Origin of the sequence: Vibrio sp. LaRot3 (genome assembly GCF_027587025.1) — a bacterium.
GTDB lineage: Bacteria > Pseudomonadota > Gammaproteobacteria > Enterobacterales > Vibrionaceae > Vibrio.
Window position 1 is genome coordinate 442,063 of sequence record NZ_JAPPTI010000002.1, and the last position, 17,120, is coordinate 459,182.

Sequence of the window (17,120 nt, forward strand, 5' to 3'; positions counted from 1 at the left end):
GCTAAACATTTAGCGGCTTTTTTGTTGTTCGCGATTGGGTTGGTTCGCATTTTAGTCTGGCATTGAGCCAAATTGTATTGATTGCTCAAATTCCACTTTAGGCTCTCGACGCTGAATCAGTTTTACACTCGCAATGTTGCCCCAAGCTTTGACGTAAGGGACGGAGTAATCCGCCTGATCGCTCGGCGTTACCCACTGAATAACTTCACCTTTCTCGTTGTATGCCTGAAGCTCTTTCATCACTTGTTGCCATGTAAAATGGCTATATTTGCCAGTAAGCTCAATCATCCAAGGCTTAGGTTGACGGTAATCCGTTTCTTTTTCGAGTTCAGATAAACTCGCTTCACTACACATCAACTTCGCATCGACATGAGCATCATAAAAATGCCACACCGACTGGTTAAACGCAGAAAGGAAGTATTGATATGGTTTATCTAAACGACGACTGGCTTTCTCGCGCCATTGATAAGCAGTACCACGATAATCCCCTTCTGGTGGGTTATCCATTTCACACAAGGCCACCATATAGTGAGGCATGTTGACCACCAATTGATGATTTAAAATCTCGATAACCGGTTTCTCGTACTGTTCCGTTACTGCTCGGTTATTAAAGAAGTCATGCGTTGGCGCCTGCTCTTTTAGGCTCTCCACTGCGAACCAAAATGGAATCTTAGCACTTTGCTGTTTAGGCTTTTCATACCATGAAAATGCAATATGACCACTTGGCACTTCATCGTAGCTGACTTGTATTTGATAGGTATTCTTGTCTGCTCGTGCAATATTCCAACCTTCAGGGTATTGCCAGCCTTGAGATTCATCAAACAACATGTCTAAGTTATATACGTGCATGTCATTGCTTTTATCGAACAGCGAATAGAACCCAATATCCGCGTTCTTATGCTCCGTAAGGGTAAACTCCCAACCGCGCTCCCGTGCCATCTGGCTTCCTTCAAGAGTAAATTGCGGGTGGGTAAACGAAACCTTTCCTTCTTTTATCGGTAATGACTCTGAATGTTGAACATAGTTCTCAGGAACATAATTGACCTCGATATAGGCAGGTCTTTGCGCAACTGAAGAGATCATCCCGCTAAACTTGTGTTCAGTGCTATCGTCTGGATATTGGTCTCCGTACGTGCCATGTGACGCATAATGGTAGACCAAGAACTGCTTGTCCATCGGCTGACCATTTAAATCAAGTAGAGCATAGTTTTTCAAAATCGGCTTCGCATCACCTTGCTGAACAGCAGAAATTTGCAACGCTTCCGGTTGCTGATTCTCTTCTGATAAAAATACTGTCGGCGTGTTCGCAATACGCGCTTTCGTCGATAACTGTTCTACCATCAGGCGGTGCTGCTTATCTGTTAGCCCGTGGCGATAAGCATATGAATCAATCTCTTCAACTGGCTGCATCAAAGGGTTGTCAGACACCAATAACATCGCTTTGATACTACTTTGTTCGCCAATAGGCAGACTAACTACCGCTTTTAACTGAATCAGTTGACCGGTCTCAGGATGATAATCAGCCCAACCCTGAATCGACTCTTTAACCTTAGTCTCTTCAAGGTAACGCTCTTCCTCTGTCATTTCTTGTGGGGCTTTCGCTTGTGGCAAGCTCCCGCTCATTTCAACGCGTACTCGGTGCTCACTGGCTAAAGTCACTGAGTAATTGGCGACGAAGCCATTCGAGTATGTCTTGCTGGTTTGAGCCCCTACTTGTTTAAGCAGTTTAGGCGGGAAAACAGCGAGTGAATGCAGTGCGGCAGAGTCACTCAGGGTCGCCAAAGAGGTAAAATCGGCAAACAACTCCTCATTATTCGCTAATGCTTTTTGCTCCTCACTGAACTCATAAGCTAAATCTGTATCGCCTGTTCGGGTTACCGCTATTCCCCCCTCAATCAGCTCATTAATTGCATCATACTGACGAAAATCTAAACGGGTAAATTCAGTTTCATGAGCTTTGACAACTAGGGTCGACTCCGATTGATTGTTATTTTTTACGGTGATAGAAATGGGTGTATGAAAACTTGCGTCGCCAACAGGTAGCTCTTCTTGATAAGGAGAGAATGAATCAAATTCAACTTCAACTTGAGCGTAATAGTTAACGGTTTTTCCCGCTTGTGCTTGAAGCTCTAGCGGTTTAGGTTCAGAACAACCCAAAAGAAGCGCTAGACTAGATAATGATCCAACTTTGAACCATTTCGTCGCGAGGATGGTTTTATTGTAAGTGGCCGTTTTCATTTGTATTCCACCGTGAAGTAATTTTCGATATTGATGTAACAGTCGCTAGGGATACCCACTTGGTTTTCACGGTTCCAACGATAGCCAATGCTGTTTTCATGGTTAGTTTCAATTGAGATTTCACCCGGTGACAACGTTCTCTCCCATGTGACTTCACCTTTGTGGTTGTAATGCTTCCACTCGCCTTCTGGCTGTCCTTTTTGATAATTCATGCTGCACAGCAGGCGCTCATCAGAAGAGAAGGTTTTCCATTCACCTTCAGCAAGACCGTTTTTAAATTCGCCTTGAATGAGGACTCGTCCTTGCTCATCGCGCGCTTTCCACTCCCCGACTCTTAGTCCTTGTTGGTAGCGGCCTTTCATGGTCACACTATGACGAAAATCAGTATCAACCCAATCGCCATTAGGCTGACCGTTTTCATAGTGATTTTTCATTAGTACTTCACCGTTAGCGCTACGTTTAATTAACCAATCGCCCACAGGCTTACCTTGTTGTAACAAGCCATCAATCAGAACTTCGCCAGTATGGTCGCTAAAACGGTATTTACCATGTAACTGGCCATCTCTGTATTCACTGATCAATCGGCTGCCTTGGCCATGCTCCGCTATCGGATAACTGGTTCGCGAGTGGAACACGTCAGGGATAGGCAAATCTTCAAAGCCAATTTGCTGCCACACTCCACTCTTATTACCCTCTATGTATTGGCCTGCGGCAAGAAACTCGCCGTCAAAACTGCGCCGTTTATATGAGCCGTGTGGTTGGTTGTTCTGGTAATGAGTAAAATCAATGTAATTGCCTGAAGCACTCAACGTAATTTGCTCACCTTGTTTGTCGAACCCAACTCGTTCTTCTCTGGCGATAAGGACACCTTCTTTGTTATAGCGGTGTCGAATCGCAACGCGTCCTTCTCGTAAATCCAATGACTCTCGTTCAATCGCGCCATTGTCGTAATAGCTGTAGCTTTTAACCCATTGTGCTCTGTCGCCTGGCTCGAATAGCTCACTGGTTAAAATGCCATCTGAGTCCCATTGTCGATCATGCTTATCTCTGTTAGCCGCGATGGTGTACTCTCGCTTAACCACACCATTACGGTGATATACTTTTACATGGCGTTGCTCGGTAGATTTCACTGCGCGATAACGTTCATACAAGTAGCCGCCTTCACCAAACGTCAGTTTTTCACTCCAGTCACTGTCTAATCGGGGCTGATGTTTTACCAAGACAACTTCGCCGTTATTGCCAAATCGAGTTAACGTTTGATTTAGCTTTTCGTCACTACGCATGGTCTCACGCAATGTGCCATCTTGGTTGTAGCTATCATGGGAAATGGGCTCGCCTTCCTCTCCATACATCACTTTTTTCTTAATCCCGCCATCAGCAAAATAAATGATCGTCTCACCAAACTGCACGTCATGGCGATAGTTTCGCTCAGCGACTACCGTTCCATCTTCTTGGTAACTTTTACTGATGCCATGTCGCTCACCATGCTGGTAGTTTTCGGTCACTAACAGCACTCCCTCAACGAACACCTTTTGTAGGCCGTGCATCTTGCCTGCGAGGTAATGTAACTCTTGTCGGCGCTTGGTTCGCTCATCGTACGATTCTTGCAAGCCTTCCTGTAAACCATTTACAAAGCGGTTCACACACGTTGTTTCTTCACCCAAATAGCAGCGCCACACATAGTTTTTGCTGTTGTTTGGGTCATATTCGTAAGTTTCACGTCGCGCTAGCTCACCGTTGTAAAACTCTTGCTTATCAACAATCAGTCCATTCGCGTAGGTAGTATGGTATTCAACCCCTTGGTAATCACCCGACTTAATGATTAAGCCGTCGCGCTGGTTATTTTTGAACTGACCTTTCTCTAGAACACTGCCTTCAGGGGTAAAATACTCGAAGCTACCATTATAAATTAACGCACCGCTCTCATCTCGAAAACCTTGTGTAGCGAGGTAAATTTGATCGCTGCCTTTGTAGTAGATATTGATAACAACCACGCCCTGCTCATTTTCATTAAAAGGGCTGTGTTGATACAAAGCCTCGGACTTAGTGGCCGGGTCAAGGTTGCTATCTAAGTAGGAAATTGAACCCTGTCCCGCACTTAGCGGTAATGCCACCGCTAAAGCGAGTGCCGAAAGCGTGAATTTGTTAATCATAGTTGTTACCTGTCGGAGCTGACGTTATATCCTCAGCTTGAACCAAATAGAGTCTTTGACGTTGATTGAAAGTGAGGGATTATGCAACCGAGCGGACAACTATGAAACTGTTATTTACCGATAAGAATATGAATCTATTCATATATGTGATCACGTTTCAGATCTAAGGAAATATGTAAAGCCATTACTCAGTTTGGTGGCGCTTTTTTGCTCCTCATAATCAAACGCCAAAACTAAAGCGTCTTTCTTGCTAAAGATTCGAACTTAGTTGTCGTGAAGCCAAAACCAATCAACCTGCATAAACTGTGCAATTTGATTCGCCATTGCAGCCCGAAGCCTTTAACATAAGGTCAAAACAACACAATTGAAGTAATACGCTATGTCATTCCCCCCTTGCCCAAGTTGCCACTCTGAATATGTTTATCAAGATCAAGCGCATCTTGTGTGTCCTGAATGCGCTCACGAATGGAACCCAAGTGAGCCGGATGAAGCCGCCATTACGGTAAAAGACGCCAACGGCACTCTGCTTTCGGAAGGTGATAAAGTCACTCTAGCGAAAGATCTCAAAGTAAAAGGCAGCTCTTTGGTATTGAAGATTGGTACTAAAGCCATTATCAGACGTATTGTCGAAGGGAAAGACCATCAGTTAGATTGCAAGGTTGATGGTGCTGGGGAAATGATGGTAACGGCTCAGTTCGTCAAGAAGGCGTAACGAAAACATCTCATCTTTCATTAATGAGCGCCTAATTAGGCGCTCTTTTCTTTGTTGTGATGATGCCCGATATGCAGTTTGTGTTTAACAAACACAACTATCGCGACAACCAACGCAACTACCGACACGAATAGCAAAGCCCGCATATTCAAAGCCCAAGAAAATATCGCCGCTAGAAACGCTATAAAAGTAATCATTCGGCTTTGTGTCATCACTTGACCAAGTTTTCTATCCATAACTCCCCCTTAATAGAAAAGTACGAACACACATGGCAGTGGACGATGCGATTAACCGGCTCAAGTTCATCTCTGCCACGCATTTATTGTGCGCTTTACCGGTCAAAAAAGCAGCTAAAACAAAATCAAATATTATAAATCTGTGAGCATAACAGCTTGTGTTACTTTGGTGACAGTTTACCCGGTGATGTTGCTAAACCATATAAACATCGACGAAGAAGTAGCCTGTCATACAAAGGCTTGAAATCGCGACAAACCTCTTAACCGCTCGTTGAGATAAACGACGTGATATCGTTGCGGCTAAATAGCCTCCTGTTAATGTGCCAAGAAGAACAATACTTCCAGTTTGCCAATGGATTGCCCCCTGCCACAAAAACAAAACAATCGCACTCTGTGATACACAGGTTGAGATAAGCAACTTTAGACCATTCATTTGATGGATGTCATTAAAGCCGGCGATAACAAGGTAACTCAAAACAATCACACCTAAGCCAGCATTAAAGAAGCCGCCGTAAGCACTAACCGATACCAAACAGAGCACCAATCCCAGTGATGCAAGTCTCTTTGATTTCACGGACGAACAAGCGAGCACATCAGCAAAATGACGCACTTTCTCGCCAAGCAAAAAAAGTAACGTCGCAAACAACAGTAGCCACGGTATGGCTGCAACAAACAAATCTTCTGAGGTATTGAGCAATAACCACGCCCCTAACGCGCCGCCAAACAAACTAAAGATTACGATTGACCACACTTTATTAGGTTGACTGGCGATATCTCGTCTAAACCCCCACGCTCCGCTAATATAACCGGCGCAAGCGGCAAAGGTGTTGGTCGCATTGGCAACTATGGGCGCTAAACCGAACCACAATAAAGCTGGGAAGGTAATAAAACTGCCGCCTCCAGCAACGCTATTGAGAACTCCCCCTAGCAAACCTGCACAAAATAGAACTACCCAATCCACTGAACACCTCTATTTATTGACCATAACCTATCACTATTATTACTAAGGTTTAGCACTGATGATATACAACTTTAGCTGCACACAAATAAACTAGGGCTTTTCAACATCTGTCGCTATATCAATCCAGTCTTGTAACTCATCTCGCCAATGTTCAATTTGTTTTTCGGACATACTCCGCCCCATTAAGATCATGTACTTTCTACCGACCTGCTTATTGTGTTTTACCGCACTAGCCAACGGCTCACCATAATATTGTTCAGGGTTATACAATAAGGCGTGCAATCCTTGTTCAAGCTTTTCAGAGCTAGTTCGCTGGGCAAGTATCGTTTTTAGTTCGATTCTTAAATTGGTTTGATAGTTTAGCCACAATGGCGTGGTTACTTGGAGTTCCGCAACCCATTGTTCAATAAGTTGCTTTTGATTGGTGTTCAACCGACCTATCCAGTCAGTCAAATTCTCTTCAATTCGCTGTTGGTACAAATCGCGAATCTCTTGTTCATCAAGGCTGCCATACTTGCTTTTTACTTTGATGTGCTTTACTCGAATCGCATCCATCAATTGTTCAGCCTGCTCATCATTCAACTTTGCCACTAGCTGAACGATTGCAGGATAAAACTTATCGAGTAGCCGAGTCGAATGCTCGCGTAATTGCCGCTCTTGTGACAACAAAAATTGGTCCGTCACGTTGCGAGGGTCTGATAGTTGAATAGTCTTTAATTGAGCGAGATATTGCGGCACTTCTTTCCCGCGATGCCACTCAATAGAATCGTTTAGGCTCGACTTTATAAGCTGCTCTTGTTGGTCGTTCAACTCGACAAACTCGTCGATGTACTGCAACACAAACCAATCAAGATTGTCGTACACAAAACGAGAGCCACACCCGAACAGAACTAAACTTAGCATCAGTATTAACAAACGTCTTGTCATGCCCTCTCCTTGTTAGTCAGAGCCTAAATAATTAGAGCATTGCCCATAAAGATAGTTCGTAAAGAACGAGACTAAACCTTTAGTATTATACTAATCTGGATAAGTCAGCGATCAAATCTGACGTTGACCAAACACTTAGCTCAAACTAGCGAAGTAAAATGGCGTGGTTTATCAGTGAGAAGATAAACATCCCAAATACACCATACTTTTAGAATGCGTTACTCTTTGTAAGGAAGCCATCATGAAGATGATGATCATTGCGATATCAATAACTCTCGCTCTAGCAGGCTGCGCTCAGTCAGACGCGCCGAAACAAAATACATCCCCAATTTGCCAATCTAAAGCCATGCCCGGCAGCTGGCAAGCGGTCGACATCTCGCCTGAAGTTGACCAAGCCGTGGAAACGCTCATGTTACGCATAGAAACAGACTCAGAGCTGAAACAAATTAACCAAGTGCGTCGTCAAATTGTGAATGGGACAAACTACGCCATTGAAATCGAGCTGACGAATGGCCAAGTTTGGAATGGCATAGTGCACCGAAACCTACGCAACGACTACATGATCGACAGCGTGGCAAAACAAGGCCCTCTTTGTCACTAGAATGCACTGACGTCAGTCTTTACCTGAGAACTTGCGCTCAATCTTGTCGCAAATATACTCACCGATAGGAATGGCTGACGTCGCAGCAGGGCTTGGCGCATTACATACATTAAGACTTCTCTCGCTCTCACTGAACAAAAAGTCATGCACCAACTGACCATCTTTAGTCACGGCTTGGGCGCGAATACCAGCAGGGTACGGTTGTAAGTCCGCCAATTCTATGGAAGGGCAATATAGATTAACGCGACGAAGATAGCCCGGCTTCCACCAAGAGTTGAGCCACTCTTTAAAACCCGTTTGTAGGTGCGTTCTCGTTACTTTCCAAAAACCACTGAAACGAAGCATTTGCCAAGTGTCTTTAATACTCATATTCCAGCGGCCATAACCCTCTCGCTTCCATCCTTGCACTGCATTTGGCCCTACGGTTACACTGCCATCAATCATGCGCGTTAAGTGCACACCCAAAAAAGGCAAATTAGGATCAGGCACTGGATAAATAAGGTGATTTACAATCTGATTGTGGCGGGCATCAAGGCGAAAGTACTCACCTCTATAAGGGATGATCTGAAAGTCGGTCTCAATGCCGAGCATACGGCTTACTCTATCGGCCATTAGGCCTGTACAAGTAATCAAATGTTGGCTATTGAGTTGCATAGTCTGACCATCTGAGAGGCAAGTTAGCTGAACTTCTTCTGGCAACTCATTGATGGCTATCACCTCAGTACGCAGGCTAGTTTCACCGCCTAATGCTTTGAACTCATCCACCATAGCCTTCGTCACTTGCTGATAGTCTACGATGGCTGTCTGCTTAACATAAATTGCCCCAACCCCGACTATGTTAGGTTCTGCGAGTTTTAGCTGTAAGTGGTCAAGCAGATCCACTTCTATACCATTTTCAACACAGCGGTCGTACAGAGCTGACATACGTTCTTGTTCTAACTCGTCAGTCGCGACAATCAATTTTCCGCATCGCTCAACGGGAATGTTATGTTCAAGGCAAAAAGCTTTGGTGGCCTTTGCACCGCGTTTGCAAAAATCCGCTTTAAGCGAGCCTGGTGGGTAGTAAACACCCGCGTGAATGACACCGCTGTTATGCCCAGTCTGATGCTGCGCAAATTGCGCTTCTTTCTCGACCAGCAATATTCGCTTTTCAGGTAATCTCTGTTTTAGCTGCCATGCAGTGGAAGCCCCAACAATGCCCCCACCCACGATTATATAATCGTACATACTTTCTCTATCAACACGTTGCCATATTGGCATCTTACTCATGTTGTACAAGTAATTCCGGCAGCAAACGCACGAAGAGCGACAAAAGTTATTAACACACTAGCCACTCACTAACGTTTCGTGACTTTAATTAATCCTTGTTTTAACAGACGTTGTTGTATTTGCTCTTTCTCTAGCTCAACTTTTATATCTCGCACAAAGGACATAGGGTTTCTTCCTTGTTTACCCAGTAATGCCACTTTATCGTTGATAACTAACGCAGGACGAATCTCGACATCTTTTAAATCAACACCTTGAGAATGAAGTAACTTCTCAACTTCATACAAATCCATTTAACGAACCCTGTTGCATAAAAACGCGGGCACTTTACTGGAATTTTATTCAGGAATAAAGCGTCCTTGGTCGCATAACCCCCTGCTTTTGTAATGATTTTACGTAATTTAAATACAGCCCAATCGTACCTAAATTACTAAGCAATTTGCCACTCACTATAGAATCAATATAACTTATTGTTAAATATAAACTTAGTTGAATTTCCTTTTATGGCATTGATTAGCGCAAACAAACAGAAATGTTGATGGACCAAAAGCCCACAATTGTAACTTTGTAATAATCGTTCAAATAATACATCCCTGTTACCTAAGTGATTGCAATATAAAGCGATCTTGCTTCACACTCTGAAAACTAAGCACAAAAAAGCCGATCAAACAGCAGTTTGACCGGCTTTTAGCTAATACGGGTTCTCTAATTGAGCAACAGCTCGCTTCAATTATACTAAGCGATTAGTGTACTGGGCGATCGTTCTTTGCGTAGAACTTACCGAAGTGCTGCTCCAATACTTCAGGAGTCAGCTTACCTTCCGCTTCTAGCTTTTTAAGTTCTGCAGCGATCGCTTTTTGCTCTTCAATTGAAGGCAGTTTAATTTCAGGCTCATCGCCCATCTCTTGAGTCATCGCCTCAAGTTCTTTTGCAAAATCACTCATGATTTTTCTTACCTATTAAAAACAATTAGGGCTAAGTTTACCTACTTAGCCCTTGTTATTCTAGGTTTCAGACAATCTGAAAACCAAATTGATGTCAGAGTTATCCAACCGACTACAACTTGAAGCTGCCAACCATGCGATCAAGACGAAGTGATAGCTCTTTCAGTTCACTACTTGCCGCAGCAAGCTCTTCTGCTGTGCTGGTCGTCATTTCGTTAATAGCATTAATCTCTTCGATATTTTGGTTGATGGTATGAACCACGGTCGACTGCTCTTCCGTCGCTGTTGCCACCTGAGTGTTACGGTCCGAAATATCGTGAATACGCTCAGAAATACTTACTAATACCTCTACTGCTTCATCCGAAGCGGTTACCCCTTCTTGAGTTACTGATTGACCAGCAGTCATCGCCGTAACAGCATCACGAGCATCGCTTTGCAGTTGGTTAATCATTTTCTGAATTTCTTCAGTAGAAACAGCCGTACGACTAGCCAGATTACGTACTTCATCGGCAACCACAGCAAAGCCACGGCCTTGCTCACCCGCACGCGCCGCTTCAATTGCAGCGTTCAAAGCTAGCAAGTTAGTTTGCTCTGAGATATCACGGATAACATCAAGAATAGAGCCAATCTCTTGAGTGGTGGTCGCAAGCTGACCAACAACTTGACCTGTGCTTTCAATATCAGACGCTAGACGACTAATGGCATCTTTTGCTTGTCCAACAACATGCTGACCTTCTTGCGTGTTGCCAGATGCTTGATTCGCGGTTTCAGCCGCTGTTGCTGCATTTGAAGCAATCTCACTGATGGTTGCGCCCATCTGGTTGATCGCAGTTACGACTTGGATCGTCTGATCGCGTTGTAACTGACTGTTGTCATGAGTCTGGTTGGCTTTACCCGACACGCCATCTGCTGCAGATTGAAGCGCACTCGAGGTTTCTGCTACTTCACGCATTGATACGTGAATCTTTTCAATAAAGCCATTAAAGCCTGACGAAAGCTGCGCGATCTCGTCATTACCTTTCACTTCGATACGCTGTGACAAGTCACCATCACCTTTACCTAGGTCGGTAAAGCGCTTTGCGATAGCCTTAATCGGCTGAGTAATGCTGTTCGCTAGCAAAATTCCCATAAAGATGAATACCGCCGCAACAATTAACGTTGTGAATAGCATCTTACGCGCAACGTCATTCAAATCAGCAAAGACTTCATCTACGGGCACAACACCAATAGCAAACCAGTCCATTGACTCAACATACGTAGAACCAATAAACACTTGTTGACCTTGGTAATCTGTTTGAATCAGGTTAAAGCTGTTTTTGTTCAGTAGTTCGCGAGACTTCGCGCCATACAACTGACTTAAGTTCGATTTGGCCTTGTCTGCTTGGCGGTGGATTTGTACGTCACCTTCAGCATTGGCTAGGAATACAAAACCCGTTTTCTCAATCTTAAAGCCATTTAACAGGCTAACCATATCGTCCATCGACTTTGACAAGCCCGACATGCCAAGGCCATTAAGCTCTTGGTAGTTAGCGAACATTTTTACATCGCCATTGGCTTCTTGGAAAATGCTGACAGAAGTTGGAGCGCCTGACTGAGTAAAACCAAAGAACCAGCCATCTTGCTGGTGATTAAGTTGGCGTAAGAAGCCATTTTGGTTCCAGTAATTCGCATTATTACGGTTGGCAACAGATGCATCATTCAGCTTGTACTGGTTGCGCACGTTGTTGAGCTGCTTAACCACTAACGCTTCATCCGAGGCAGTTACCACGTCGTTATGAATCGCAGCTTTAACAAACTCGTTGGTCGCTAGTTGTTTGGCTGCCTCTAAAAGTTGGCGTACTTCGTTATCAATCTCGGTTGAGATTTGGTTTAGCATAGATGGCAGTTCAATATCGACTAAGCGGTGTTCTAGAACCTCTCTAGCCTGACGTTGGGCCATGACGCCCACAATGATAGTCGAAGCAAGTACCGCAAGCGTAATTCCGGCAACCACTTTCTGTTTAATGCTGATATTATTGAAATTTATCATGTAGAATTTCTTTAAAGTTTTGATTTTTATAGAGTATTATACTAGGGCATATTAACCTTTTGCGGTTAAAAACAGCTCAAGGAAGCATCAATGGTTTGCGCCTTGCGCATAACTATCGATGTCACCATCTTCTATATCGCCACATACCGTACAAACTTTACAGAAATCTAAGTTTGCGTTGCATAAATATAGATAAGTGCCATCTAATTAACCTTGTTTCTTATGCCAATGATCCCCATATATTTTTTATAAGCGTAGTAGCATAAAAAATAGCCAATCGAGATCCACAAGGAAAACTTTTCACTTAATCCGCTGACTAAGTGAAAAACGAGGAGAATATACACTAATGACATCACAAGCGCTTGCCCAACTGAGAGAATATTTAAACAATCAAGTTATCGGGCAACAAGAACTCGTCAAACAACTGTTGGTCGCTCTATTGGCAGATGGACATATTTTAGTTGAAGGCCCTCCCGGGCTAGCGAAAACCCGCGCGGTAAAATCCCTAGCTGATTGCATTGAAGGTAACTTCCACCGCATTCAGTTTACGCCTGATTTACTTCCTGCCGACTTAACCGGTACTGATATTTTCCGCCCAGAAACTGGGGAATTCACTTTCCAAGCGGGACCAATCTTTAACTCTTTAGTGCTTGCGGACGAAATCAACCGTGCTCCTGCTAAAGTCCAAGCTGCAATGCTTGAAGCTATGGCTGAAAAGCAGATCACCGCAGGTCGTAATACCTACCCTTTACCTGAATTGTTTTTGGTCATGGCGACCCAGAACCCAATCGAACAGGAAGGTACTTACCCTCTACCAGAGGCGCAGCTAGATCGCTTTTTAATTCACTTAGCAGTTGATTACCCAGATGCAGAGAGCGAGCTTGAAATACTGCGCTTGAACCGCGGAGAAGCCAAAGGTGACCATCAAGTTACGCCACCAACACTTAGCCAAGCGGATATCTTCAAAGCGCGTCATGAAGTACTCAACACCCACATGGCAGACGGTGTCGAACAATACATTATCCGCTTAATCATGGCGACACGTAACCCTGTTGATTACGACGGCCAATTAGCCGATTGGATTGAAATGGGCGTAAGTCCACGTGCTACGATTGCACTTGACCGCTGCGCACGAGCTCACGCTTGGCTTGCAGGCCGTGACTTCGTTTCACCTGAAGACGTTCAAGCGATGGCTTACCCTGTTCTTCGCCACCGTATTCTGCTTAGCTACCAAGCTCAAGCTGAAGGCATTTCAGCGAATCAAGTTATCGACAAATTGCTCTCTTTAGTGGGAAGTGCGTAACCGTGAACAGCAATAATGCTCTTCCTCCCCATAGTGACGGCGTAACGCTAAATCTCGATGAATTGCTGTATTACCAGCAACATAGTGTTAAGTGGCTGCCTCCTGCGAAAAGCCTCTGGTCACAGATGCTTGGACAACATCAAAGCCGTCAGTTAGGTCGCGGTATGGACTTCGCAGAAGTACGTCAGTATCAACCCGGTGATGATGTTCGCGCCATCGATTGGCGTGTAACTGCCAGAACCGGCCGACCTCATACCAAGCTATTTACCGAAGAGCGCGAGAAACCCGTCATACTGTATCTAGACTTGACGAGCAGTATGATTTTTGGCTCGACCTTAATGCTTAAATCAGTACTAATGGCTCATATGGCAAGCCTAATAAGTTGGCTATCTGTTGCTCAAAAGGATCGCGTAGGGGCCATCATTGATACGGGTCATCAGCTTATTGAGGTGAAACCTACCAGCCAAAGACGTGGGCCGTTAGGCATCATGCAAAAACTGATTGATACCCACTCTCAGCAGCTCAAATCGCCTATTGATGCCGATGATGAGTCTATGAGCAAAGCGCTCCACACTGTAAACAGGCTATGTCCGAAAGGAAGTGAGGTCATTTTTATTAGCGACTTTATACGCTTAAACGAAAATCATAAGCCTTTACTATCGCGCATCAGACAACACAATCGAGTGCGATTTGTTCATATTTCAGACCCACTAGAAACGGGAAACACCCATTATCGTGGCGTTGAGCAAGTCTCTGACCATCAGCAAAATCAATGGCTGGATTTCTCTTCACGTAAAACCCGGCAAGAAATAGAAAACGTATTTGATAAAAAACAGCAAGGATTGCAAAACCTAGCCCTTCAAATGGGCATCAGCTATAGCACCTTGTCCTCTTCCCAACAATTATTACAACAAATTTCTGGATAAGTGTATGACCAGTTCGACCAATAATTCTTTATTACCGCTTGATGCTATGCAATTACCCGACGCTCCATCATGGTTGCCTCTCGCTTGGGGATGGTGGGCAACTATTGCTGCAATTTTCGTCGTCAGTTTAAGCTTTCTTTATTACCTTCGCTGGAACAAAAAGCGACTCGCGCCAAAGAAAACCGCCCTCGCTCTAATTCAACGAGAATCTCCTGCGGCGGCTATCGAGCTAGTGCGTCAAGCTGCTCTTTGCTATTTCCCTAGAGAGCAAATCGCTCAATTAACTGGGCGAGATTGGTATGCGTTTTTAGATCAACAAGCCGATGGCGCCATGTTTGAAAACAATTTCGAAACCTGGCAACAAGTACTCTACAGTAAACAACCTATCGAGAATTCTGACGAGCTCGTACAACACTGTTATCAATGGGTAGAACAAGCGCTTCCGCCTAAGAGAAGGAGAAAATAACATTGGGCAATTTTGAGCTCGTTTGGTGGTGGATGTTGCTACTGCTACCTCTTCCACTTCTTGTCTATTGGTTAGCTCCATCGGTGAAACAGCAATCGCCGATATATTTACCATATTTGCCAAAAGGTGCAGTTCAGACTGCGCCTAATAACTTGTTAGCGAAGGTACTAGCAACGCTGATGTGGATAGGAATTGTTGCAGCCGCCGCACGACCAGTTTGGTACGGAGAACCGGTGACTGCTCACCCTAAACACCGCGATATGATGTTAGTTGTCGATCTCTCAGGCTCGATGGCTAAAGAAGACATGTTGTATCAAGACGAATACATTGACCGCCTTACTTCAGTAAAACACGTTGTGAGTAACTTTATTGATGAACGTGAGGGCGACCGAGTCGGATTGGTACTGTTTGCCGATCACGCGTACTTACAAACCCCGTTAACCCTAGACCGCCACACAGTTAAAGATCAGCTTAAACGAACTGTGTTGAATATGATTGGGGCTCGTACAGCAATCGGTGAAGGCATTGGCTTAGCGACTAAGACCTTTGTAGACAGTGAAGCGCCACAACGAGTGATGATATTGCTAAGTGATGGCAGCAACACAGCAGGTGTATTGGATCCTATTCAAGCTGCGAATATCGCTAAAAAACTCAACACCACTATTTATACGGTCGGTATTGGCGCTGGTGAAATGGAAGTGAGCAAGTTCTTTATCACTCGTACCGTCAATACGGCTAAAGATCTTGATGAAGCCACGCTGACCAAAATTGCTGAACTCACTGGCGGTCAATACTTCCGAGCACGCAACAGTCAAGATCTTGCTGACATTTATCAAACCATCAATAAGTTAGAACCCATTAGTCAAGCGACTCAAACATGGCGACCACAACAAGAATGGTTCCACTATCCTCTTTCTCTAGCTTTCATTGCAGGCTTTTTACTCGTCATGCTTAGGAGAAATCATGTTTGAATTTGCACTCCTTCATCCAATGTGGCTTTGGGCACTCATTCCATGGATTGCTCTGTTTATTTGGATAGGCAATCGTAAGCGCACTCAAACCCTGATTGCGCCCCACATCGCTAAACTTATGGGCATCGCAGTAGAACAGCACACTTATCTTGTACGCTACGTTTTTGCGACAATGGGAATTGTGGCAATCATCGCGCTCTCTGGCCCAAGCTTTTCAAAGAATGAACGCCCTAGCTTTAGTCATTCAGCGGCCCGTGTATTGGTCATGGACATGTCGAGATCAATGTATGCCACTGACGTCAAGCCAAACCGTTTATCTCAATCACGCTATAAAGCCATCGATTTACTTAACTTGTGGAAAGAAGGCGATACTGGGCTTGTCGCATACGCTGCGGACGGGTACGTAATAAGCCCTTTGACCAGCGATAGCAAAACATTAGTTTCTTTAGTACCAAATCTATCACCAGACATCATGCCCATCGTTGGTGCTAACGCCGCGCTTGGCGTACAAGAAGCCATCAATATGCTGACCAATGCGGGTATGGATGAGGGAGATATTGTTTTATTTAGCGATGACATTGATAGTCAAGAATTACGAGATATCAACGATTTACTAGCTGGTGCTCCATGGCGTTTAAGTGTCCTTGGTATTGGCACTGCGGCAGGTGCCCCCATTCAACTGGAAGATGGAACGTTACTTCGAGATTCACTGGGCCAAACCGTGATTGCAAAAACCAATTTCAGCAATATGCGATCATTAGCTAGCAAAAATAATGGGTTATTTAGTGCAATCCAGTTTGATAACCAAGATGTTGAGGTTCTTGCTAAGTTTACTAATCAGGTTAGTAACGCGAAGAAAAATGACTCTGGTGAGACGGTAAGTAACTACGTAAATAGCGGTTATTGGTTAGTGCTATTGTTGATACTGCCTTGCCTTTTCATATTCCGTAAAGGCATGCTATTTAGCGTCATCATTGCTCTCCCACTGATGGGAGTTAAGCCAGTGCAAGCTAACCCTTTCCTAACTCAAGACCAGCAAGCGTTAAAGCACTATGAAAACGAAGAGTTCACACAAGCCGCTGAGCTATTTAAGAACCCAGAATGGAAAGGCGTAGCTCAATATCAAGCCGGAGATTATCAAGGTGCTATTGATACGCTGAGTAAAACTGAATCCCCTCATACCCAATACAATCTAGCCAACGCTTATGCGCAAAATAAACAGTATGATGAAGCGATCAAGCTATACGAGCAATTGCTAAAGGCCGAACCTAATCATGCTTCTGCGAAGAACAACCTAGAGATAACTAAAGCGGCGAAAGCGCTGCAACAGCAACAGCAACAGCAACAGCAACAGCAACAGCAACAGCAACAGCAACAGCAACAGCAA

General features: G+C 44.4%; 16 protein-coding genes. 7 read left to right on the forward strand and 9 right to left on the reverse strand.

Translation table 11 applies throughout. From position 1 onward, the window contains the following. Positions 1 to 51: 51 nt before the first annotated feature. Complete coding sequence (locus tag OH461_RS08835; RefSeq protein ID WP_270020264.1) at positions 52 to 2,238, reverse strand: hypothetical protein; 2,187 nt, start codon at positions 2,236 to 2,238, stop codon at positions 52 to 54. Next, complete coding sequence (locus OH461_RS08840) at positions 2,235 to 4,391, reverse strand: toxin-antitoxin system YwqK family antitoxin (RefSeq protein ID WP_270020265.1); 2,157 nt, start codon at positions 4,389 to 4,391, stop codon at positions 2,235 to 2,237. Before OH461_RS08840 ends, OH461_RS08835 begins: the two co-directional genes overlap by 4 nt. Positions 4,392 to 4,770: 379 nt before the next feature. On the opposite strand from OH461_RS08840, the gene OH461_RS08845 reads away from it, so the two are divergent. After that, on the forward strand, positions 4,771 to 5,103 hold the full coding sequence (locus tag OH461_RS08845; RefSeq protein WP_270020266.1) for a zinc ribbon domain-containing protein YjdM: 333 nt from the start codon (positions 4,771 to 4,773) through the stop codon (positions 5,101 to 5,103). A 35-nt stretch (positions 5,104 to 5,138) separates the two neighbouring features. On the opposite strand, the gene OH461_RS08850 is transcribed toward OH461_RS08845, so the two are convergent. The 3 genes from OH461_RS08850 to OH461_RS08860 form a co-directional block, all read right to left on the reverse strand. Next, complete coding sequence (locus OH461_RS08850; protein WP_270020267.1) at positions 5,139 to 5,339, reverse strand: hypothetical protein; 201 nt, start codon at positions 5,337 to 5,339, stop codon at positions 5,139 to 5,141. 193 nt (positions 5,340 to 5,532) lie between these two features. Next, a complete protein-coding gene (locus OH461_RS08855; RefSeq protein WP_270020268.1) occupies positions 5,533 to 6,300 on the reverse strand; it encodes a sulfite exporter TauE/SafE family protein in 768 nt (255 codons plus the stop codon). A 90-nt stretch (positions 6,301 to 6,390) separates the two neighbouring features. Further along, complete coding sequence (locus OH461_RS08860) at positions 6,391 to 7,227, reverse strand: DUF6279 family lipoprotein (RefSeq protein ID WP_270020269.1); 837 nt, start codon at positions 7,225 to 7,227, stop codon at positions 6,391 to 6,393. Positions 7,228 to 7,468: 241 nt separating this feature from the next. Between OH461_RS08860 and OH461_RS08865 the strand changes: the two genes are divergently transcribed. Next, on the forward strand, positions 7,469 to 7,828 hold the full coding sequence (locus OH461_RS08865) for a 2-oxoglutarate dehydrogenase (RefSeq protein WP_270020270.1): 360 nt from the start codon (positions 7,469 to 7,471) through the stop codon (positions 7,826 to 7,828). A gap of 12 nt (positions 7,829 to 7,840) precedes the next feature. Here the strand turns inward: OH461_RS08865 and lhgO are convergent, their stop codons facing one another. The 4 genes from lhgO to OH461_RS08885 form a co-directional block, all read right to left on the reverse strand. Beyond that, positions 7,841 to 9,055 carry an L-2-hydroxyglutarate oxidase gene (gene lhgO, locus OH461_RS08870; RefSeq protein WP_270020271.1) on the reverse strand — a complete coding sequence of 405 codons (1,215 nt, stop codon included), beginning with the start codon at positions 9,053 to 9,055 and terminating at the stop codon, positions 7,841 to 7,843. Between the two features lie 110 nt (positions 9,056 to 9,165). After that, a complete protein-coding gene (locus OH461_RS08875) occupies positions 9,166 to 9,387 on the reverse strand; it encodes a hypothetical protein (protein ID WP_270020272.1) in 222 nt (73 codons plus the stop codon). A gap of 450 nt (positions 9,388 to 9,837) precedes the next feature. After that, complete coding sequence (locus OH461_RS08880; protein ID WP_270020273.1) at positions 9,838 to 10,038, reverse strand: restriction endonuclease subunit S; 201 nt, start codon at positions 10,036 to 10,038, stop codon at positions 9,838 to 9,840. A gap of 112 nt (positions 10,039 to 10,150) precedes the next feature. Next, entirely contained in the window at positions 10,151 to 12,067 is a 1,917-nt protein-coding gene (locus OH461_RS08885) for a methyl-accepting chemotaxis protein (protein ID WP_270020274.1), read from the reverse strand. A 346-nt stretch (positions 12,068 to 12,413) separates the two neighbouring features. Between OH461_RS08885 and OH461_RS08890 the strand changes: the two genes are divergently transcribed. From OH461_RS08890 to OH461_RS08910, 5 genes are all read left to right on the forward strand, one after another. Continuing rightward, the gene (locus OH461_RS08890; RefSeq protein ID WP_270020275.1) at positions 12,414 to 13,370 is read left to right on the forward strand and encodes an AAA family ATPase; all 957 of its coding nucleotides are present in this window, start codon (positions 12,414 to 12,416) and stop codon (positions 13,368 to 13,370) included. A gap of 2 nt (positions 13,371 to 13,372) precedes the next feature. Beyond that, positions 13,373 to 14,296, forward strand: coding sequence for a DUF58 domain-containing protein (locus OH461_RS08895; protein WP_270020276.1), 924 nt, complete (start codon positions 13,373 to 13,375; stop codon positions 14,294 to 14,296). 4 nt (positions 14,297 to 14,300) lie between these two features. Further along, positions 14,301 to 14,762: a DUF4381 domain-containing protein gene (locus OH461_RS08900; RefSeq protein ID WP_270020277.1), complete on the forward strand. Its 462-nt coding sequence runs from the start codon at positions 14,301 to 14,303 to the stop codon at positions 14,760 to 14,762. A gap of 2 nt (positions 14,763 to 14,764) precedes the next feature. Then, entirely contained in the window at positions 14,765 to 15,733 is a 969-nt protein-coding gene (locus OH461_RS08905) for a vWA domain-containing protein (protein WP_270020278.1), read from the forward strand. After that, positions 15,726 to 17,120 (forward strand): VWA domain-containing protein (locus OH461_RS08910; RefSeq protein WP_270020279.1); only part of this gene is annotated, 1,395 nt, incomplete at its 3' end. The genes OH461_RS08905 and OH461_RS08910, both read left to right, overlap by 8 nt.